This window comes from Vibrio sp. 2033, from assembly GCF_033339735.1.
The window spans coordinates 146,069-166,971 of the sequence record NZ_JAWOVC010000003.1 but is presented as its reverse complement, the minus strand read 5'-3'; the positions used below and the strand labels follow the sequence as shown (position 1 = coordinate 166,971).

The 20,903-nt window shown below is 43.3% G+C and carries 23 protein-coding genes; 13 read left to right on the top strand and 10 right to left on the bottom strand.

Annotated elements, in window-relative coordinates; all coding sequences use genetic code 11:
* Positions 1–35: 35 nt before the first annotated feature.
* On the bottom strand, positions 36–1,886 hold the full coding sequence (locus R7P74_RS06450) for an acyltransferase family protein (protein ID WP_318122760.1): 1,851 nt from the start codon (positions 1,884–1,886) through the stop codon (positions 36–38).
* A gap of 241 nt (positions 1,887–2,127) precedes the next feature.
* On the opposite strand from R7P74_RS06450, the gene R7P74_RS06445 reads away from it, so the two are divergent.
* Positions 2,128–2,403 (top strand): nitrogenase-stabilizing/protective protein NifW, encoded by a 276-nt coding sequence (locus tag R7P74_RS06445; protein WP_318122759.1) that lies wholly within the window; start codon positions 2,128–2,130, stop codon positions 2,401–2,403.
* Between the two features lie 117 nt (positions 2,404–2,520).
* Here the strand turns inward: R7P74_RS06445 and R7P74_RS06440 are convergent, their stop codons facing one another.
* Together R7P74_RS06440 and gloA are read right to left on the bottom strand one after the other, a co-directional pair.
* The gene (locus R7P74_RS06440; protein ID WP_318122758.1) at positions 2,521–3,621 is read right to left on the bottom strand and encodes an alkene reductase; all 1,101 of its coding nucleotides are present in this window, start codon (positions 3,619–3,621) and stop codon (positions 2,521–2,523) included.
* An 11-nt stretch (positions 3,622–3,632) separates the two neighbouring features.
* Positions 3,633–4,019, bottom strand: coding sequence for a lactoylglutathione lyase (gene gloA, locus R7P74_RS06435; protein WP_005376490.1), 387 nt, complete (start codon positions 4,017–4,019; stop codon positions 3,633–3,635).
* Positions 4,020–4,230: 211 nt separating this feature from the next.
* On the opposite strand from gloA, the gene R7P74_RS06430 reads away from it, so the two are divergent.
* Both R7P74_RS06430 and R7P74_RS06425 read left to right on the top strand, forming a co-directional pair.
* Complete coding sequence (locus R7P74_RS06430) at positions 4,231–4,659, top strand: PaaI family thioesterase (RefSeq protein ID WP_005376488.1); 429 nt, start codon at positions 4,231–4,233, stop codon at positions 4,657–4,659.
* Between the two features lie 26 nt (positions 4,660–4,685).
* Positions 4,686–5,075 (top strand): MazG nucleotide pyrophosphohydrolase domain-containing protein, encoded by a 390-nt coding sequence (locus R7P74_RS06425; protein WP_005376487.1) that lies wholly within the window; start codon positions 4,686–4,688, stop codon positions 5,073–5,075.
* 43 nt (positions 5,076–5,118) lie between these two features.
* Here R7P74_RS06425 and R7P74_RS06420 read toward each other — a convergent pair whose 3' ends face one another.
* Positions 5,119–5,994: a universal stress protein gene (locus tag R7P74_RS06420; protein WP_104976128.1), complete on the bottom strand. Its 876-nt coding sequence runs from the start codon at positions 5,992–5,994 to the stop codon at positions 5,119–5,121.
* Positions 5,995–6,209: 215 nt separating this feature from the next.
* On the opposite strand from R7P74_RS06420, the gene R7P74_RS06415 reads away from it, so the two are divergent.
* Positions 6,210–7,553 carry a magnesium transporter gene (locus R7P74_RS06415; RefSeq protein WP_017635328.1) on the top strand — a complete coding sequence of 448 codons (1,344 nt, stop codon included), beginning with the start codon at positions 6,210–6,212 and terminating at the stop codon, positions 7,551–7,553.
* On the opposite strand, the gene R7P74_RS06410 is transcribed toward R7P74_RS06415, so the two are convergent.
* The gene (locus tag R7P74_RS06410) at positions 7,530–7,790 is read right to left on the bottom strand and encodes a hypothetical protein (protein WP_318122757.1); all 261 of its coding nucleotides are present in this window, start codon (positions 7,788–7,790) and stop codon (positions 7,530–7,532) included. The genes R7P74_RS06415 and R7P74_RS06410 overlap by 24 nt on opposite strands.
* A gap of 53 nt (positions 7,791–7,843) precedes the next feature.
* On the opposite strand from R7P74_RS06410, the gene R7P74_RS06405 reads away from it, so the two are divergent.
* From R7P74_RS06405 to def, 5 genes are all read left to right on the top strand, one after another.
* Complete coding sequence (locus tag R7P74_RS06405) at positions 7,844–8,386, top strand: AAA family ATPase (RefSeq protein ID WP_167416060.1); 543 nt, start codon at positions 7,844–7,846, stop codon at positions 8,384–8,386.
* 107 nt (positions 8,387–8,493) lie between these two features.
* Positions 8,494–9,939 (top strand): AGE family epimerase/isomerase, encoded by a 1,446-nt coding sequence (locus tag R7P74_RS06400; protein ID WP_318122756.1) that lies wholly within the window; start codon positions 8,494–8,496, stop codon positions 9,937–9,939.
* A 416-nt stretch (positions 9,940–10,355) separates the two neighbouring features.
* Positions 10,356–10,685: a YceK/YidQ family lipoprotein gene (locus R7P74_RS06395; protein ID WP_017820979.1), complete on the top strand. Its 330-nt coding sequence runs from the start codon at positions 10,356–10,358 to the stop codon at positions 10,683–10,685.
* A 32-nt stretch (positions 10,686–10,717) separates the two neighbouring features.
* Complete coding sequence (locus tag R7P74_RS06390; protein ID WP_171342919.1) at positions 10,718–11,182, top strand: ABZJ_00895 family protein; 465 nt, start codon at positions 10,718–10,720, stop codon at positions 11,180–11,182.
* Between the two features lie 234 nt (positions 11,183–11,416).
* Complete coding sequence (def, locus tag R7P74_RS06385) at positions 11,417–11,923, top strand: peptide deformylase (RefSeq protein WP_047101472.1); 507 nt, start codon at positions 11,417–11,419, stop codon at positions 11,921–11,923.
* Positions 11,924–11,995: 72 nt separating this feature from the next.
* On the opposite strand, the gene R7P74_RS06380 is transcribed toward def, so the two are convergent.
* Positions 11,996–12,403, bottom strand: a complete 408-nt coding sequence (locus R7P74_RS06380) for a helix-turn-helix domain-containing protein (protein ID WP_213869820.1) — start codon at positions 12,401–12,403, stop codon at positions 11,996–11,998.
* A gap of 84 nt (positions 12,404–12,487) precedes the next feature.
* Between R7P74_RS06380 and R7P74_RS06375 the strand changes: the two genes are divergently transcribed.
* From R7P74_RS06375 to R7P74_RS06360, 4 genes are all read left to right on the top strand, one after another.
* On the top strand, positions 12,488–12,991 hold the full coding sequence (locus tag R7P74_RS06375) for a DUF2938 domain-containing protein (protein WP_203345405.1): 504 nt from the start codon (positions 12,488–12,490) through the stop codon (positions 12,989–12,991).
* A gap of 226 nt (positions 12,992–13,217) precedes the next feature.
* Positions 13,218–14,246 (top strand): phospholipase A, encoded by a 1,029-nt coding sequence (locus tag R7P74_RS06370; protein ID WP_017820977.1) that lies wholly within the window; start codon positions 13,218–13,220, stop codon positions 14,244–14,246.
* Between the two features lie 93 nt (positions 14,247–14,339).
* On the top strand, positions 14,340–14,798 hold the full coding sequence (locus R7P74_RS06365) for a hypothetical protein (RefSeq protein WP_005388759.1): 459 nt from the start codon (positions 14,340–14,342) through the stop codon (positions 14,796–14,798).
* 328 nt (positions 14,799–15,126) lie between these two features.
* Positions 15,127–16,131, top strand: a complete 1,005-nt coding sequence (locus R7P74_RS06360; RefSeq protein WP_206969559.1) for a metal-dependent hydrolase — start codon at positions 15,127–15,129, stop codon at positions 16,129–16,131.
* 40 nt (positions 16,132–16,171) lie between these two features.
* Here the strand turns inward: R7P74_RS06360 and R7P74_RS06355 are convergent, their stop codons facing one another.
* The 4 genes from R7P74_RS06355 to R7P74_RS06340 all read right to left on the bottom strand — a co-directional run bounded on the left by R7P74_RS06355 (position 16,172) and on the right by R7P74_RS06340 (position 20,808).
* Positions 16,172–16,564, bottom strand: coding sequence for a hypothetical protein (locus R7P74_RS06355; protein ID WP_005376463.1), 393 nt, complete (start codon positions 16,562–16,564; stop codon positions 16,172–16,174).
* Between the two features lie 499 nt (positions 16,565–17,063).
* Entirely contained in the window at positions 17,064–18,824 is a 1,761-nt protein-coding gene (locus R7P74_RS06350) for an ABC transporter ATP-binding protein/permease (protein WP_262634052.1), read from the bottom strand.
* Between the two features lie 371 nt (positions 18,825–19,195).
* Complete coding sequence (locus R7P74_RS06345) at positions 19,196–20,347, bottom strand: lipase family protein (RefSeq protein ID WP_262634053.1); 1,152 nt, start codon at positions 20,345–20,347, stop codon at positions 19,196–19,198.
* Entirely contained in the window at positions 20,347–20,808 is a 462-nt protein-coding gene (locus R7P74_RS06340) for a DUF6795 domain-containing protein (RefSeq protein WP_053303565.1), read from the bottom strand. Before R7P74_RS06340 ends, R7P74_RS06345 begins: the two co-directional genes overlap by 1 nt.
* Positions 20,809–20,903: the final 95 nt, after the last annotated feature.

Sequence of the window (20,903 nt, the reverse complement as noted above, 5' to 3'; positions counted from 1 at the left end):
GATAAGCGCTGAAGCATAAAAGTTTATTTCCTTGGTTATTGTCGGTCGTAAGTGAACTGTTGCGCTTCATTTGTAGTGTTGAGGTAATGCCCAAGCACCAACTCAGCACCTTTGTAAGATAAATGGCTGTCATCCGTATACATCGCATTGTTTGCTCCAACTCTCATTCGACATACGCCATTTCTGCAAATGGCATCGGTCAAGTCGACAAACTCAACGTGCTCAAATTGCTCAAAGTAGTTCACTAACTTCGCCACGTTTTGAGGGTGATGTTGTTTGGGAGAAAAGTCACAGGCAGACTCTTCTGTCTCGCCAAACAAACGCGCTTTCCAAAGGCATTCTCCTACCGCAAACGGTGCAGAAGGGGTTGGACCGAAAACGACCACTTCCTTTCCTTTCAGTTCATTCAATAATTTGGTTAATGATGCTTCATAATCGGCTTGTGAAAGCTCTTTATTGAAGTTAGAAGAGATAACAACGCGACGAATGGAAGGGGTACTTAGAATGGTATCGACAGCCTCATTGAAGAACTGTCGGCAAGAAATTGAGCCAGCAGCTTCTAGGATGTCGACATAACCGACCGCACAGGAATCTTGAGTAAGTTGCACCACGCCAGTTGGTGTTACTTCAGATAGACGCTTCACGTAAACCATGCTGTGACTATTGCCTAACACAGCGATGGCGGGCTGCGGCGCAGACGAGCACACATCGTTAACGTTGGTGTTGCCGTTGCAATCTAAACCATAACCGTTGTTAACGCGCATGGCCTCGAAAAATGCGCTTCTTTCTGGAAAACCACCGTTTTGATGACCGATAACGCCGAGCGTTAGCAAGGGCAACGTCAACAACACAATAACCGCGGACACAGTGCGCATGCTCATGGCTTTTCGGCTACGGAACGGCTTTTCAATAAAGCGCCAAGTGAAGTAAGACAGTACAAAAAGAGCGATAACGTAAAGCGGGATATTGACGTCTTGTGTTGTGTCCAATACGTAGCGGTAAAAGACAAATAATGGAATGTGCCACAAGTATAAGCTGTAGCTGATTAAGCCGACGAACACGACCCACTTTAGGCTCAGTAATCTACCGCAGACATTGCCTTTAGAGGCAAACAAAATCACCAACGCGCTACCGATGACCGGCACCAGCAGCGTAATGCCCGCGCCATCTTGCGATTTTTCAAACAAAAGCGCGGAAGCCAATATCAAAACGATGCCAATGGTTGCTAGAGTATTGTTAGATTGAACTTGGACTTTTCTCATCACTAATGCGAGTAATGAACCGGTTGCCAGCTCCCAAGCGCGAGAGAAGATCATGTAAAAAGCGAAATCAGGATCATTGCTCGCGTAGACAATAGTCATCAAACTCAGCACAAATACCGTGATAAAAAAAGTCAGGTAAAACGCGTTTTTACCACGAGCGAGTAGCATGAGTAGCAAAGGAATGACAATGTAGTACTGTTCTTCAACGCCCAAGCTCCATGTGTGGAACAGCGGGTTGGCTTGATCTTCTAAACCGAAGTAATTGTGGCCTTTTAAATACAGAAGAATGTTGGATGAGGAAAGAATGGAAGACACTGCAAACTGACCAACGTCTTTGTGTGCTTGCGGCAAAAATAGCCACCAAGACATCAAATAGCTGACGGCGATCACCACCAGTAAGAGGGGGAGTATGCGACGAATGCGTCGCTCATAAAAATCACCAAGGCTGAACTTCTGGTTTTCTAAGTCGTTAATCACGATGGTGGTGATCAAATAGCCGCTGATCACAAAAAACACGTCGACGCCAATAAAGCCACCAGCGAATTGCTCAACTCCTGCATGAAACAAAATCACCAACGTGACAGCAATCGCCCTTAATCCGTCTACTTCTGCTCTGTAAGTCATATCGTGTTGCTCCAACATTCCGTTTAATGAAGTAAAGCAAAATATGAACCAGAAATAATATTTATTTAAATCAGTGTCTTAAAGTGATTTTCAAAATGAAAATGCTAGGTGGGTTAACGAATTCCCAAATTGAATTTCAATATGGAAAACCCATAAAGAATGATCTTAAGAAGCGCTAAATCAAAGAACGTAAAGCGCGAGGCACTTAGACTTCATTGAAAATGATTACGCTAAAGAAACGATGACAGAGAATACGATTCAGGAAAAAATTGCCAGCTTTACTTGTATCGAAGAGGCTTTGAATTACTTCGACATCGAGTTTGATAGCCGATTTATCGAAAACAACCGAACCGAGTTGGTTAAGAGGTTTAACGGCTACTTAATCCTCACTAAACCGGATGATTGGTTTTCAGGTCGTCGTGCTTTAAAGAATGCTTACTGTAAAGTACAACGCCGTTTGCTCAGTAAAAAGACGCGCTCTGCGTGCCGAGGTTGTACATCTTGTCAAAGACGTTAATTCTGGTGGCTTGCCTAAAAAGAACCCTGCATCTTGGCGTCACAGGGGGAAGAGCAAGGTTCTTCTGGGTTAGCTATTGGTTTGTCGCGAGTTGCGAATCAGCTTTACGTAGATGAATTAACCCGCGTGATACGCAGGGTAGTCCACTAAGCCTTTTTCACCGCCGCCGAACAATGTGGCAGGGTCATGTTCTGCCAGCGGATAGCCATGCTTGATGCGGCTTGGTAAGTCTGGGTTTGCAACAAACGGACGGCCAAAGCCAATCATGTCAGCTAAACCACTTTCAATCGCGTGTTGCGCCTTTTCTGCGTTGTAACGACCGGCATAGATTAGTGTGCCTTTATACGCCTCACGAACTGCGGTTTTAAAGTCGTGCGGAGTGTCTGGCGCGTCGTCCCAATCTACTTCTGCAATGTGAATGTAAACCACATTGAGTTTATCAAGCAGCGTTGCAGCGGCGGTGTAGGTTTCGACTGGCGTACTATCAACGGTGCCATTTAACGAAGTGAATGGTGCAAGACGAACACCAACACGCTCTGCGCCAATAGCTTGCGTCATCGCCTCTACCACTTCACCAAGAAAACGCAGACGGTTTTCAATGGAACCACCGTATTCATCGGTGCGGTTATTCGCTTCAGAATCGATAAACTGGTTAACCAAGTAGCCATTCGCTGCATGAAGCTCGATACCATCGAATCCGGCTTCTATCGCGTTTAGGGCAGCTTGGCGGTACTCTTCAATAACGTTCTTGATGTCTTGTTTGGTCATTTCACGTGGCTCAACCACGTCGACAAAACCCGGTTCGTCTGTGCCGTTATCGACAAATACTTTCACGTTTTCTGCTTTTAGCGCAGAAGAAGAAATAGGTTGCTCACCGCCAATGTTATCAGGGTGAGTCACGCGACCAACGTGCCATAATTGCGCGAAGATAACGCCGCCTTTCTCGTGCACTGCATCAGTTACTTTTTTCCAGCCAGCAATTTGCTCTGGGCTGTAAATGCCTGGTGTCCATGCATAGCCTTGACCCATTGGCGAAATTTGTGTGCCTTCAGCAACGATTAGGCCCGCTTCAGCACGTTGAGCATAGTAGGTCGCCATCATGTCGTTAGCGATATTACCTGGTTGAGAAGCACGAGAGCGCGTCATCGGAGGCATAACGATACGGTTTTTTAATGAGAGAGAGCCAAGTTGAATGGGTTGAAATAATGCGTCTGTCATAGGAAACCTCGTTATTTTTGAGTTTGGATGAGTTCGATTTGGTAACCATCGGGATCTTTAATGAACGCGATGTGAGTTTCTCCGCCTTTCATTGGACCTGGCTCGCGAGTAACGTTGCCACCAAGCGCTTTAATTTTTTCGCAAGCGGCGTAAATATCTTCAGACCCCAGTGCCATGTGTCCGAATGCGTTACCCAAGTCGTAACTGTCGGTATCCCAGTTATAAGTTAGCTCGATGGTCGCGCCATCTGGTTGATCAGGGTTACCAACAAACACCAGTGAGTAACGGTATTCTTGGTTTTCAAAACGATCCAAAACACTCATTCCCAGAACTTTTGTATAAAATTCGATAGATTTGTCTAGGTCAGCTACACGGATCATCGTGTGGAGAAACTTCATAAGTCGCCTTTTCATAACGTTGCGTAATCACTATGCAAACCATATCGCCACTCTAAATAAACTGGAAATTATCGTTAATTATTAAAATGATTATTTAGTGTTATGAAAAGCGAGGTTGCTGGCCCTGCAACATGCAAACAAAGATTACTCGCCGTTTCTTTTTAATTGTTGGCATATGCTAATTACTCTTTTGAGAAACCGAGTAACTATCATGTCCACAAACAGCTACTGTCATTACACTCACGAATATCATCATCAATGTGCGGTTTGTTCTTCAATTAATGTGAATCCGAACTCTTTGGCCGTGAACTACCAATACCTAGCCGATGGTTCTGTTGTCGGAGAGTTTCACGTTTTACCGCGTCATCAAGGTTACACAGACCTGTTGCATGGTGGTATTGCCAGTTCGCTTCTCGATGGTGCAATGACGCATTGTTTGTTATCTAGAGACATTCAAGCCCTTACGGCGCAGTTGGATGTGCGCTACCATGCACCTATTCAGTTAGATGATCGAGTCACGATTACTGCACACTGTGAAGGTGAACGACGCGGTATATATCAACTGGTGGCTCAATTGCGGGTCAATAGCGAAGTTAGAGTGACGGCTAAAGGGAAGTTTATTCGTCCTAAAAAGGCATAAATAAAAACGTGTTCTACGGAGAGGCAATGAAGAAATTTGATGAGCTGTATGCAATTGCGACGAGAAAATCTCAATATGACCAAACCAACACTTGGTTTAAAGGCGTAGAGACTTATCTGGAGGCCATTGGCAAAGAAGTTGATGAAGTCCGCGAAGAGATTCGTGAGGATCGCCTTTGTCATTTGGAAGACGAGTTAGGCGATGTGTTGTGGAACTATCTTAACGTATTAAAAGCGCTGGAAAGAGAAAAGGGTATAGATCCTGAGAAAGTACTCGAAAGAGCCTGCAACAAATACGATCAGCGTGTATCTGCGATTGAGTCGGGACGCAGTTGGGATGAGATAAAACAGCAGCAGAAACAAGCCTTGAACGCAGAGCATGAAGCCGCGCAGTTAGAAGATGTAAAGAGCCAATAACTGCGCTTGGTATTGAAAGGATAGGTTAATAGAGAATACCTAGTCAGCCCTTGGAGCTGTTGACCAACAGTAGGTCACAAGGTGGTTGATCAAGTAACGTGTCTACAGTGCTGCCAGACCAAAATTGAGATGACATGCTTCGTTTACATGCCCCCATAATCAAAATCGCTGCTTGTGATTGCTTAACTGCTTTTGGTAACGCCGTTTCAGGGTTTCCTTCCGGTAATAGTAATGGAACTCGCGTTAACTTTTGCGCACTAATAAAATCTGTAATGCCTGCTTTTTGATTGCTTAATATCTCTGCACGATAGCGAGAGAGGTATGGTGCGACGTATCGGCAGTAAACGAGCGTCATTTTCCCGCTTAAGGTTTGTTCTAATTTTGAGCCTCGCGAGACGATGGCTTTATCTACTATCGACTTTTCATCCCCTCGATGAAGTGGGTCGATTGCACAAAGCATGTTGGCGTGAGAAGGCCATGAACGCTCACTCAGTAGCAACAAGTCGCAATCTTGTTGTGCTAGTTCTGTGAGCATCGTTTGAATCTCGTGTTTGTTAAAGTGTCCCACGAGCAGTAAGTCAGTGTGGTCAACAAGCCGTTTCGTAACTTGCTCAACCCAATGACTCCCTTTGAAATGCTCGTAAGAGAGCGTTGGCGTTTCAAGCTCTTCTTCTTCACAAAGTTCGACAATTAATGCGTTGAACTTTAAGGTCCAAGCTTCAAACTCAGCTTGTCTTTTTTCTATATGGTCAGAGTTGAAACTGAGAAAATGAGCGAATGCGTGATCTTCACTTCGGCGATGGTCTTCCACTAAAACCACAATAGGCTGAGCCAACGCTGTCGAAAATTGAATCACTTTACGAAGCACCTTACGACTTGGTAAGGCGGCCTGCTGAGTCAGAAAAAATACAGGTGCCATTGATTACTCCATTATCAAACAAGGCGAATGAGCCTGACACACATTCAAGTCTATACCATGAACTGATGCAGAGGCGTTTTGTTTCTGCGAGCGAAATATAAATTCCGCAATTAAGTCAACTATCGCCTAGAATTTTAACATCAAGAATTCATGCCTTCGGATAGCACATATCGTCAATGCGGCGAATGTGGTAGTGAAAGCTATAGGTAAAAGTAATGATAGATTCCAACCAATTGCAAATTAACCGCAAAGTGCCACATTTGCTTGCTGAGATCATTAAAGCGATAGAATCGACCGAAGACTTGAGCTTTTTGAAAGACTATCAAGAAGCACAGATTGCGAACATTTTGGAATCGGTCAACATTGCTTACCGTAAACGTGTCATAGAAGCAGTGCCGCCTGAGAAGTATTGGACGGTATTAAATTTGCTCCGATACGACACCGCCAAGCACATTCATCAATCACTCAATAAAGACTTACAACATGAACGCTTGGCGTACATAACGGATTCAGAACTGATCATCTTTGCGGACTTTCTACCGACCGAATTTGTAGATGAATACCTTATTGATCAAAGTGAAGAGTCTGTCGCGCATATCCAACAAGCATTGTCGTATGAAGACAACAAAGTTGGACGTTATGCCGAGCCTCACTTTCTGGTCGCAAACCCTAAAAACAGCGTAGGAGGCATCAAAACCGAGCTGCTAAAACGCGGGCAAAGTCCAGTGCGGTTGATTATTGTGCGTGATGCAAGTGGTGTGATTGGTACGATAGAGCCGCAAACCCTGTTGTTACACGAGAATCATATCAAACTTACCGACTTGACCGTAGTTACGCCAATTCTAGAAGATATTCAAACGATTCAAAGCGTCAGCAAACAAGTCTCTATTGATGGTGGAGCACACTGGTTTCCTATCATGGCTGGGGGCAAAATTATGGGCGTCTTGTCGATGGCGACCATCGCGATTACGTTGCGCGAACTCAGCCTACAAGCTGTAGTGGCAGAAAACGTACGAAGCGAAGAAGATTTGTTTACACCATTAAGCGTGGCGACAAGGCTAAGAGCACTTTGGTTGGTGATTAACTTGCTGACCGCTTTCGTAGCCTCCGCCATCATTGGGCTTTTTGATAATGTGGTCGAGCAAGTCGTTGCGCTTGCGATCTTAATGCCTGTCGTGGCGAGCATGGGCGGCATCGCGGGTAGCCAAACCTTAGCGGTGGCCATTCGAGGTATCGCACTAAACCACTTGCACCAAAGTAACTTGAAGCTATTGGTGAATAAGGAATTAAAAATCGCCACCATTAATGGTTTAATTATGGGATTGGTGATCGCGGGTGTCGTTTACATGGTGTTTGACTCTTTGCCATTGGCGCTTATTATTTGCTGTGCCATTTTCCTCAATAGTTTGGCGGCCGCGGCATCGGGTACGTTGATACCATTCACGTTGAAAAAGTTTAACATTGACCCCGCCGTGGCTGGCTCGGTAGTATTGACGACCGTTACCGATGTCGTCGGTTTCTTTGCGTTCTTAGGCTTAGGCGCCATTTTCTTGATATAGATATCCAATTGACGCGTTAACCAGCAGAACCAATCGCACCATTTCCCAACCCAGTATTTTGGGCGAGCTTGCTTCACTCAGCATTCCTCCGTTTTCCATAACCGATGAACACGTCGTTTCGGTTCTTACTTTGTATATCTCTTCACTGCCCAGTTCTATTCCCCCAAATTTCCCACTACCGATCTCGCTTAACGCTGGCGTGCCAAATGCCAATTTCAAACGCCAGATGATGCCCATTTTCTTGGCTGTATACGCATTACTTCACTCAAACAAAAAATAAGGAAACAATTTTGAATAAACTCATCGTATTCACTGGTGGTCCCGGTGCAGGAAAAACCTCGGTTATCGAACAACTAAAAACACAAGGCTTTATCTGCGCGCCAGAAACCGGCCGTCAAATAATACAAACGCAGGTTGCCAATCACGGTTCAGCATTACCTTGGAATGACAAACAAGCTTTTCGAGACGAAATGATGAAGGCAGAAGTGAGCAATTACCGAGCTTTCAATGTCCACCAAGGGAATGTGTTTTTTGATCGCAGTATTGTGGACGTATATGGATACAGTAAGTTGGAACAACTGCCAATCTCGCATGAGCTCATCACGCATTGCCAGACGCTTCGTTATCATTCTCAAGTATTCATTTTTCCACCGTGGACGTCGATATTCAGCAACGACGAAGAGCGAAAGCAAGATTTTTCTGAAGTGGTCGCCACGTATCAACAGATGGTCGATGCATACCACAAGTTCGGTTATCAATTGATCGAAGTGCCCAAAATGTCAGTCGAAGACAGAGTAGCGTTTATTCTCGGCTCAGTCATCGAACAAGGCTGAAAGATGATTGATGCAAACAAATGCGTAAGGCGATTGTGACCACGACGACAATATGCGTAAAGGGAGTTATTTATACTGGATAAAATTCAATAACTTAATTGAGTGTTATGTCTTTTAAATATCTTACCTTATTGCTCGCAACAACGAGCATGAGCAGCTTTGCTGATGTAGGCTTGCCTTCGGGGGATGATTGGCTAAACCATGTGACGAATGGCCTAGCCCCATATTGGATGATGGAAAGCGCGCATGGACAACCTGCGGGGAATTTTCCGACTTTTCGTTGTGATAACGGTGTCATTCTCGACCCACAAAAGCCGTGTGAAGAATTAAACAAAGGGTGGATTAGCCCGCACTTCGATCGCGAATACATCCGCATGAAATCGCGCCAAACTTACGCTTATGGCGTACTTTTTCATCTTACGGGTGACAAGCAAGCATTAGAGCTGGCAAAGAAAGGGGCTTATTACCTGATTGATCATCTACAAGATGAGAAAAACGGCGGCTTTGTGAGCTTTACGCGTAGTGGAAAACCGGGGATGGAGTGGCAACAACGAACTTCTCAAGACCAAGCTTACGCCTTGGTGGGTTTGGCGATGTACTACTACTTGACTCAAGATCCAAAGGTCGAACAAGCGCTTATCGACCAGCAAGCGTTTATATTTAAACAATACCGACGAAGCGATGATCGCGGTCTGGCTTGGGTTTTGAAAGACGGTGATGGGGAAAGTGCGAAGCAGCAAGAGCTAGTCGCTCAACTTGACCAGATCAATGGCTATCTGTTGTTAACGGCGCCACTTTTACCACCGCCAGCGCAAGCCAAGTGGAAGCAAGATCTGCAATGGCTGACGCAAGTGATGATAGATAACTACCATTCCGTCAAAGAGCAGCGCTTTTATGGCGCGATACACCACAAAGCGGTAATGATGCCAGATGCGAAACACAATGATTTTGGACACACCATCAAGGCGTATTGGATGACGTATCTGACAGGTCAGTTGTTGGAAAATTCAAAGTGGACAGAGTTTGGTTTCAAAGGAATGAAACACACGCTTAAGCAAGCGCAATACCAGCAAAACTTTGAGCAAGTCAAAGCGCTTTTCTCACCAGAATGGCAGAGTAAATGGACGCAAGAGAGCATTCCTGCTTGGCAATCAAGACCATACAAGCACTATAGCTCGTCTTGGGAATGGGCAGAGCTCGATCAAGCGGCAATGACAGTTTCTCTTGTCGATGGTTCGATGAAAGAAACGCTTCAATACACGTTACCCACTTTTATGGACGTATGGGTGGATCATCAATATGGAGGCGTCGGTCTAAGCCCTAAATCAACCAAAGCGTTCCATTGGGGAAATGGTTACCACCAGTTTGAACATGCGTTGGTCGGGTATTTGTACGCGCAACAAATGGCAAAACAGCCCGCCAAGCTTTACTACGCGCGACTAGCCGAGAGTAAAATGCCACTTAATCCGTATTACTTTAGCGCAGACGTAAAATCGTTGTCGTCACAAAGTGATGGAGTCACCATCGCGACATTCACCAATATTCGACCTTAGGTTGGTCGATGGTGATGTGTTGGTTAAAGTCCGCGTAAAAGCCAATAAAATCCTCCGACAGCAAGTGCGACTATTAGCTATCTAGGTCTGTCACTAGATAAGCTTCAAGCAGTAATGGTGTAGGTATTGCCCATGGGGCGCTTACAAAAAGCCGTCAGAACCACTGGTTTTGACGGCTTTTTATTCTATGACAGGTAGAGACTTCAATTTTCAGCGCGATAGGTCCATGAAAACTTAAGTGAGATTCCAATCACGTCGCATAATCTCACTAGTGTCATTGGAAATAAATGAATTGTTTCTAATACATAGAGCGTATTAACATGGTTGCACTTGGCCCATATGAGTAAATTCATTGAACATACAATTTGAGAGAGGGTTTAGTTGTAAAAATAATAGTTAGTTGGAATCTAGGTTAAATGAAAATAAAACTATTTAAAAAGCTACAAGTTGTATTTCTTGTGGTGTCAGCATCTTTAATGGTGGGGTGTTCGTCTATAGATGCGCATGCTGGTGGCGGATACGGAAAGCCGTTTTCAGGCACCGCGTTATCAGTCGCACGACAACCTTGCTATTTAAGAGCTGATATTACTTCTATCGCGTTATACCCACTATCATTGATTGACATTCCTTTGTCGTTAGCAACGGACGTTGTGTTTCTTCCTGTTGATTTAGTCATGGTAGTTACGCCAACAACGAGTTATGGCGGTGTTGTTTCTCTAGGTTGTCCAAGCGGAAGCATGATCTAAAACGCTTATTTTATTCAAATAAATGGAAGGAAATGAAAGTGGAATTAAAAAATAACTATTCAGAATCAGAAATAAACCAGCCACCATCGGTACTTCTTGTTACGTCTCTGTTGTGTCTGGCGTCCGTTTGTTGGGCTGCATTGCTGTTGGCCATTGAATATATTGTTGGGATAGAAATGAGTGGTACAGGCTTTCTTAGCACGTTAATCCCAGCCATGAGTGTTGGTTATTACTTCGGCTACAAGACTGGAGATGTAATGCCAACAAAAACAAGATGGTATGCTGTTTTACTGTGGACTTTAGCAAGTTTGGTAGTGTTCTCTCTTATCTTAATGTCGTTAGATATTTCTCCGTTTTATTTATTATCTGAGCTCGGTGGGGTAAGTATTTTTATTGCTATCATAATGCTAATAACGATTGGCATCGCCTACTTAATTTTAAAAAGTGGTGAGAAAATGGCGATTAGAGTATTACTCAAAGCCAAGGAAAGTCAGTAGATAAAATACAACAAACGATTCAATTAGGATCATGACAAGACGCCAGCCATAATGTGCTGGCGTTTTAGTTTCCTGTTTGTAGGATTTTTTGTCTAAAAGGCAAACCCATTTATTGTGTTGTCGTTTGAGTTAATGGTTTATGCCTTGTGCGCAAGATAGCTTAGCAGGTTTATGTATCGAGAAACGTGTGTATAATTCGCCACGAATTACGATTTATAGATATGAAAGGTAAGTATGGCAGTCCTCGAAATTCTCTCAATTCCTGATCCAAGGCTTAAAGTAAAAGCAGAAAAAGTCACTGATGTATCGACAATACAAACGTTGATCGACGATATGCTAGAAACACTTTACGCAACGGGCAATGGTATCGGTTTAGCTTCAACCCAAGTAGGCAGAAAAGAGGCGGTTGTTGTCATCGATATCTCTGACGAACGCAATGATCCTTTAATCTTAGTCAACCCAGAAGTGGTGAGCGGAGAAAACAAAGCACTTGGTCAAGAGGGATGCCTCTCTGTTCCTGAGTACTACGCAGATGTAGAGCGTTACACGTCAGTTGTTGTTTCTGCACTAGACCGTGATGGCAACCCGATTACAATCGAGAGTGATGAGTTCTTAGCGATTGTGATGCAGCACGAAATCGACCACCTATCGGGTAACTTGTTTATTGATTACCTTTCACCGCTGAAGCAAAAAATGGCGATGAAAAAAGTGAAGAAGTACGTAAAAGCGAAAGCTAAGTAATATGAGAGGAAGTAACCCTCCATGTCGAGTTACTTCCTTTTAAATCAAGAATAGGAAGGTAGGGAGAGCGGTTCATCTCTGCTTTTGGGGGACATAACGCTTTACGACTTTCATAAGCCTTTGAAATGAAGAGCAGTCCATATGCGATTCATAAGGGCAGGAGGCGACATGGTTGAGGCTGTCTCGCACCGCTTTCAAACGTTTTATTTGCTCATCAATCTCAAGTGCCTTTTTCGTTAGTAAGTCACGATCGATATATGGCTTTGAAACTTTTGATTGATTCAACATTTCTGCCATTTCGTTAAGCGATATTCCAGCGATACGCCCCAAACTAATTAAATTGAGTGTATTGAGTACCTCTGGTGAATATTGGCGTCTCAATCCATTCCTTCCTATCGAGCGAATTAACCCCAGCTGTTCGTAGTACCTGAGCGTTGAAGTCGGCAATCCTGATTTTCTAACCACTTCTGCAATATCCATATTATTCCCCATTGACTTCAAGTTGGCTTTAAGTTGTAGCATGCAACTAAGACCTTAACAAATCAAAAACTTGAGGAGAGAAAAATGCTGCTTTTAATGGGATTGCAAGCGGTGCTAATAGGGATTGGTGCCACTTTGATAATGGATTTATGGGCATGGTTACAAAGGAGAGTGTTTGGTATTCCTTCATTAAACTATGCGTTGGTTGCGCGCTGGGTTTTGTACATGCCCCAAGGAAAGTTTATGCATGCGCCAATTATGGCGTCAGAGGCGATGCCGGGAGAAAAGTTACTTGGCTGGTTTTTGCATTATGCCATCGGCGTTACTTTCGCTTTGGCTCACGTTACTGTTTTTGGTCATCATTGGTTGGTAGAGCCCAGTCTAATGCCCAGCTTAATTACAGGTGTGGTAACGTTGATCTTCCCATTTTTGGTCATTCAACCTTGTCTAGGATTTGGTTTTGCTGCGAGTAAAACCCCAACACCTTGGAAAGCCCGTTTTCTTAGCACATTGGCGCATTTGGGTTATGGTTTGGGTTTATTCATAGCCGGGTTTGCAATCAAAGTTACGAGCCAGTATTTTGCATAGATAACATGAGCATCATGCAAACGAGTGGTTTTTATCTATGATGCTCAACTCTTGGTTGTTTTTTGCGCTTTGATCATAGTTGACCGATATGTCTAAAGTCTGTTGCATTTATCCAAGACGTAAAGTCGGCGGACATTTAACATTGCCTTAACGTCAGAATGGCAAGCGGTTTACCAAGAAAAACTAAAATTATCTGGTTTGACATAAAGAATATTAAGGGTTTCAGATGGCTTCAAAAGTGGCAGGGATATCAATACTGAGTTTATTGGCAGCGCCAGTTGCGATGGGAGAAACAGCCAGTGCTTATGATTTATGTTTGCTAGACAAAATAAAGCAAAGCAAAGGTGAGGAAACCATAAAGAGCATTCGCGCGCAGTGTGAGCTTGACACAGTAACCAGCACAGTGCCCGCTGATCCAGAAATTGAAGAGCCTGAAGAACTTCAGGAAAGTTTGGTCGACAAGCGTTTGGAATCAGAACGAGAAAACGCGTTTGAACCGTTTAGTCTGGTCGCGCATCGCGTTAACTATATTCTTCCGTTTACGTACAGTGATCGAGTAAATAAACGCGCGTATGCCGACACCAAATACGGCGATGAACTGCGTAAGGAAGAGGCGGAGTTCCAAATCAGTTTTAAAGTACCAATGAACTATGATGACTTGTTGTTTGATGGCGATGGTCTGTTTTTTGGAATGACTCTTAAATCATTTTGGCAGGTATACACGGGGGCAGCATCTCGTCCATTCCGTGAAACCAATTATCGTCCAGAGCTTTTTTACTACACCCCAACAGACTGGAAACCACTTGATGGTTCGACTTGGTTAGGTTTTGGTATTGAACATGAGTCTAACGGTCAGAGACAGGAGCTATCGCGCAGTTGGAACCGTGTCTATGCCAACTTAACCTTTGCAAAAGACAATTTTGCGGTTTCTATCCAGCCTTGGTGGCGTATACCTGAAGATGAAAAGACATCGCCTAATGATCCCAAAGGTGATGATAACCCGGATATCGAGGACTATATGGGACACTTTGAGCTATCGAGTGCTTACAAGTGGAATGGTTACGAGTTTACCTTTTTAGGTCGCCAGAACTTTCAAACACATAAGGGTTTTGCAGAACTGGGTGTGTCATTTCCGATTTGGGGCAAAGTTCAGGGGTACGCACAATACTCAGCTGGTTATGGTAAGAGCTTGATCGACTATGATCATAATCAGCAGCGGATTGGTGTTGGTATTGCAATCAACGGTGTTTTGTAGTTTTTCGTAGATGGATAGAAATTAACACTGGCAATTGAAATTTCAATATTTAGAATGCGAGGCTGAAATTGATTTCTAACCTAGAGTGATTTTATGCTTCGTGATTACACCTTCGATTGTCTTGTAACTATGCCTCGCCATGAGCTGGAAGAGTTTAGTGCTCGTATGATCAGTAAAATGGTGCCAGAAGACGTGATGAATGAGCTGTTCACTTTTGATCAAGAAGAAGTGGATAGTGAAGACCGCATGTTGTCTGCACGTCTTGATGCAATGCTACGCATGACAGCAATCGCACTGAGTGAAATTCAACAAGCGTTTGATGACTCAGACAACGCAAAGCAAAATAGCGAGCGAATGACGAGATTGGTGCTTTGGCATTTCTACGCGATCTCATTCCGTTTGGAAGAGGCCATCACGCTAGAAACACACTGTGCTCTAGTGGAAAAACTAATCGAAAATGCACCTTCGGATGTTTTTGCGTGGGTAAAAACATTGACGGAGCTGCTACACACTTACGCTGAAATCAACGCGAAAGAGAATCCTCAAGACTAAACACCTGTCGTTTATCGTTCAGTAAATTAGAAACAAGGCGAGCCATTTGGTTCGCCTTGTTTTTTCGCGTCAGATAAACCTTCGGGTTTGAAATACCAAACAAGCCTAGACTCAGATTTGTTCGTTCACTAGCGAACGGCGTGATTCCTTCTTACACTAAATCAAGGTGTTTGTTGCTAAACAAGCAAATGCATGACTAAGTCGTGTATTGTTTTCCACTTAAATGCGGATAATTTATGTCGAAGAACCTTCTGGTTTTTAAATTGGAACCGACTATTGAGCGTGTACGCTTTCCAGCTGAGCTTCATCTATCTAAAGGAAGTGAACGATGGATCCGTTAACGCAAGGTTTATTGGGTGCAGCTTTGCCACTGGCCGTGAGCAACAAGCGAAACCTTGCAGTTGTTGGCGTGTTGGGCGTGGTCTCTGGGATGGCTCCGGATTTAGATGTGCTCATCCGTTCTTCAACTGATCCTTTGCTGTATTTGGAATACCATCGCCAATTTACTCACTCGCTCTTGTTTATCCCGTTTGGTAGTTTCATTTGTGCTTTGGTGTTGTATCCATTGTTCGCAAAAAAGCGAGGACTAAGCTTCCGGCAGAGTTGGTTTTACTGCGCGCTTGGTTATAGTACCCATGCGTTATTAGACGCATGCACCAGTTATGGAACACAGCTTCTATGGCCGATAAGCAACACGCGTTATGCTTGGAACACTATTTCGGTAATCGACCCCGCGTTCACACTCCCTATTTTAATATTGCTTTTGTTTGCTGCACTGAAGCGAAGCCCAAACTATGCCCGCATTGCATTTTTATGGTGTCTGGCTTACCTAAGCCTTGGAATGATCCAACGAGATAGAGCAGAAGCAGCTGGTTGGGAAATCGTCAAAGAGCGACAACACAACGCTATACAGTTAAAAGCCAAACCAAGCTTTAGCAATCTTTTGGTTTGGAAACTAATTTATGAAACGGAAGAGAGCTACTATGTAGATGCCGTAAGGGTGGGGCGTTCAATAAAAATTTACCCTGGCGAATCAACTCCAAAGTTAAATATAAAAGAGCAATTTCCGTGGCTAAACCCGCAATCGCAACAAGCAAGAGACATCGAACGTTTCCGTTGGTTTTCAAACGGTTTTGTAGCGACGGATCCGAATAATGAAATGCGAATTGTTGATATGCGTTATTCCATCGTACCAAACCAAATTAATGCGTTATGGGGCATCAATCTATCCCCAAAAGCCAGCGCAGACGCGCACGTTGAATACACTGCTCATCGAGGAAGTACTGCAGAAGATCGCCAAGTTTTTTTCAACATGCTTACGGATTTTGAGTGATGGTTTTACTTTGGATGTCGATGCGGTTTCGTAATAACTATTACGCAGACTGAAAGTCCTTTACTAGGGTCGGCTTGCTAGCGAAGAAAATCTTGCCAAACAGGGACTTGTACTTCCAGCCAAGAGACAAAAGCCGTTTAGCTAAGTTCTTGTTTTCAATGATTGCAACCTCAACACCTTGGTAGTGGTAAGGATTGCTTTTGATGTAGTCGATAAATGCAGTAAGCACGCCTTGCCCGCGAACGGAGGGTGCAAAGTTGACTGCTACAATAGAAAAGCGTTGGCTACCTGCTGGGCAACGGACTAAACAGTGCCCAAGAGGATGAGTAATAGTCTCAGAAAATTCAGGAAAAGGGCGAGACTCAAGCTCTTGAGAAAGCGCATCGTATCGCTGACATAGATAAGAAAATAGTTGTTTCGCTTCGCTGTTCATATCGGTGCCGCTTTTGTGTTGCTTGGTTTAAAGGCATTGATGTCTCAAACATTGTAACCATAGATAGCAACACAAAACGCGGTAAACTTTTTCAGCAATGATTTCCTATTTTTGAAACCTAGATTGTTACAAATGAAGTTGAATGGTTTTTATATGGTGGTTGTGAACGGTGTTTCTAGTTGAAGGAAGAATACGCTGGTTACTGGATTCTTACTGGAATTCCTTTGTTAAAAGGCGAGCTGCTTGGTTTAATGCCGCTCGTTTAACTGCGAGTGGCATCTTTTGTATTTCGTCACCTTGTACAGCGACGATGGGATATGATGTGGGATCTTCTATCCTAGCTTTTCATGGTCTAAATTATCTCATTAACCACTCAGAGCGCTGCTATTAGATTCCTAGTCTCGCAAGGGCTCGCTGGACTGACACAAAAACATCGTTAAACTCCTGTTATTAAATTATTTGGTCCGCCTTTGCTTATTTTTGAGCGCTTAACTAGGCGTTACTCCAAGTGCTTAAATTGCAATGCCACAAGTCGCTGATACAACTCACAGCTTTGCATTAATGATTGGTGGTTACCAACATCGACTAATTCGCCATTGTCAAGCACCGCAATTTTATCCGCATGTTGGATAGTCGAAAGACGATGAGCAATGATCAGCGTTGTGCGTCCTTTCATTAGAGCTTCAAGTGCTTGCTGAACGTGATGTTCACTTTCACTATCAAGGGCGCTGGTAGCTTCGTCTAGCAGTAAGATTTTTGGATCTTTTAGAATCGCGCGAGCAATCGCAATGCGCTGCTTTTGTCCGCCCGATAGCCTAACGCCGCGTTCGCCTAAAAAGCTGTGATAGCCTTCGGGAAGCTTCTCAATAAACTCATGGGCATGGGCTTTTTTCGCGGCTTCGATAACTTGTACATCCGTCGCTTCAGGATTACCGTAGCGAATATTATGAAAAACATCATGGCTAAACAGCGCTGGTTGTTGTGGTACGAGCGCCATTTGACGTCGAAGCTCGTTTGGATCGAACTGTCGAATATCTTCACCACCAAACAACACTTGCCCTTGCTGTGGGTCATAAAATCGTTGCAGCAGTTCGAATAGTGTTGTTTTACCTGCACCAGAAGGGCCGACCAACGCCAGTACTTTTCCTTGTTCAGCGGTTAGATTTAATTCTTTGATTGCTGGTTGATTTGGGCGAGAAGGGTAGTTGAAACTCACCGAATTAAAGTTAACCTCAGCAGGCATGTCGGCACGGACAGGCAAATGGTTGCTTGGCGCTTTAATATCACTGTCTACTTGAAGGATCTCAATCAGCCGTTCGGTAGCACCTGCGGCTCTTTGCAATTCACCCATGACTTCGGAAATGGTTGCAGTCGATGAGGCAACCATAATGGCATAAAACACAAATGCGGCTAGGTCACCCGCAGACATTTTTCCCTGAATCACATCGCTGCCGCCTACCCAAAGCATGCCTGAAATCGCGCTGAACACAATCACAATAACGCCTGATATCAGAATCGCTCGCTGCTTTACTCTCTGTCTGCCTACTTCATAAGCTTTTTCCACCTCGACAGCAAAAGCCGCTCGTTCATGCGACTCTGAGCTAAAACTTTGCACGGTTTTAATATGTTCTATCGCTTCTCCAGCATAGCTTCCGACATCGGCCATTGAATCCTGACTTTTGCGAGAGAGCGCACGCACGCGTCGTCCATAGAACAAAATTGGTACCAAAACCAAAGGCACAGAAGCAAGCACAATCAGCGTGAGCTTAACGTTGGTAGCGAATAACATAATGATGGCACCAAAGCACATCAAAGCGCTACGCATCGCCATTGAGAACGATGAACCGATAATGCTTTGCAGCAACGTGGTATCGGTAGTCAGGCGCGACATAATATCGCCGCTACTGTTGGTCTCAAAATAGCTCGGGTGCAGCGTAATCACGTGGTTAAACACCGCAAGGCGAATATCCGCACTGACGCGCTCACCTACGGAAGAGACAAGGTAAAAGCGGAAGAAAGTCCCAATGGCAATACACAGTGTGACACCGACAATAAACTGAATCGCATTGGTAAGCTCTTGCAATGATTGCTGAGCAAAGCCTTGGTCGATAAGAATACGTACTCCATAGCCAACGGATAACGTCAAACTTGCTGTCGCGACAAGGGCAACCAAGGCCGCCGCAACCCGCCATTTATAAGGTGCAATAAAGGTGTTGAGTTTAAGAAGAATGCTGAGATTTTTGTTATTTTTTCTGCTCATGAGTGACTCACAAAGCGTTTTAGGTACCTGGCATAGTAAGCCAGTTTGGTTGGTGAGACCAGCGAACTACCGCTTTCGGGGCGGCGAGTTTAATGTAGGGGAACATAAATAACTTTTGTAACTCGAACTTTAAATAGAAATGTTCCTCTTGATATATATCTTTTAAATATAATTTCTCTGTATAGTAATTGATAAAGAAAAATGTATCTTCGGTGTTCGAAATGAGCACGTAATTAATGAATATCCTTATCTGTAAAAATAATAGTCTAAACTAAATCCTGTCAACAGAAACTAGATAATTACAAACGTGCTCAACCAAGATACTATATAATATTTAACTGTTATATAGTATTGTTATTACAAGAAGTAATTTATCTTGCCAAATTCATTGCGTGTCCTACAAATTGCTTCAGCTTTTTTATAAAACGAGAAAAACAATTTCTAATTACAGAATAAGTGATGCTTGATACATCTAACGCTGGATTTCCAGACATTACATTCATATGGCCAAGAATTCCGCGTAAATGCTCTGCATATTTAACTTTTATTTTGCTAACACTATGAAGCAACTTGGCCAATAAATCCCAACAAGTCATTCCTGCAGTCATGTATGCTTGAGCTCTGTGAGCCTGGCCACTCAACTTAAGTAAAGTCATGATTGCAGAACCGATTTTTGCTATCCAAGTGGAGTTGAAGTGGGCGTTATGCCTGTTAAAGTATGAAAGTGTAGTCGGTTGTCGAAGATAAATATCGGAGGAGTACTCCAGACCTTCCCAGTCCTGAGTATTGGCAGTATTCATGTATCCAGGCGTTGCTTTCAAGCTTAATCCGTGGGCACAGGCGTAAATACCAGAGCTTCCATCTAGCCTATATTCACTACCACCATGGACAAACGGCCAAAGAGGCACCATTGGTACTGGATCAGCACCATGCGTACAGCGATAGGTTTTCTCTATTTCACTACTGACTCCACGTGCAAAAGGTAAAAAGCCAACCCGAGGCGCACCAAATGTATATAAGTGAACTCGAGCATGGTAAGTACATCTTAGCCACTCTGCAGCTAGCGAGGCTACTGCTCCCCCTAAACTATGACCCACACAATGTATTACTCTAGGCATGGTTCCGTAGGTTTTCTTATAAGATAAAATATAATTGGATATCTGCGGTCGAATGCTATTAAAACAGTTCTCAAAACCGGCATGAACAATATGACCTGAAGATGTTCCAGTTAGGCCAACATGCCCATCAGTGATAATGTCACCAATTATTTTCTCAGTACCTCTAAATGATATAACCAAAGAATCGGCATACTGAGTTCCTTTTCTACCTTCAGCTATTACAGCAAACTTTGTTGTTTGTTTTACTAAGCCTATTAACTTAGATGTTGCTTTGAAAATTTTTAATTTTGTATCAAATTCAAATTGTTTAGCAACATCAGTAGGAACATTATTTAATTCGCCAGAAAAAACATCATAAGGTACTTCTGCTATGGCTGAAGCTAGACGAGGGGTTAATGATTTCACTATGAATCTCCAATAACTTCAGATTGAAAATAGCCAAATAATGAACATTGGCTATAAACATACACTGGTGCAGAGTTTTCCTGCCCATCTTTAAATGCAAAGGAACTTATCGGGTTATTAATTTCACAATTTAAATTACCAAGATTGCTTCTTTCAAAATCACTCACAACGAATCCGCTCAATGTACTATTCCAAAGTATCACTTTTTTGTCATCGTAATTAGTAAGTATATAAATGGAGACACGTTTTTCATGAAAAATTCCTTCCATGTTTTTGTCTTTCTCTACATATATCGCATCAAAATTGAACTCACCATTTTTGTCTGTTTTGACAATCAATTCTTCATTTAATTTTTCGGAATTGATTCCAAATGTTATTTCATGATCTCTAATCGGAATACCATTTTTCGTTATTACCCCATTTATATTTGGTGTATATTCATCAAGCTGTTTTTTATTCATTTTAAAACTCAGTAAAAATTAAAAATAACATACTACCTCTAAGATGAAGTCAACTCTAGAAGGAGGGATATAAAATGCGACATGAGGTAAATTTG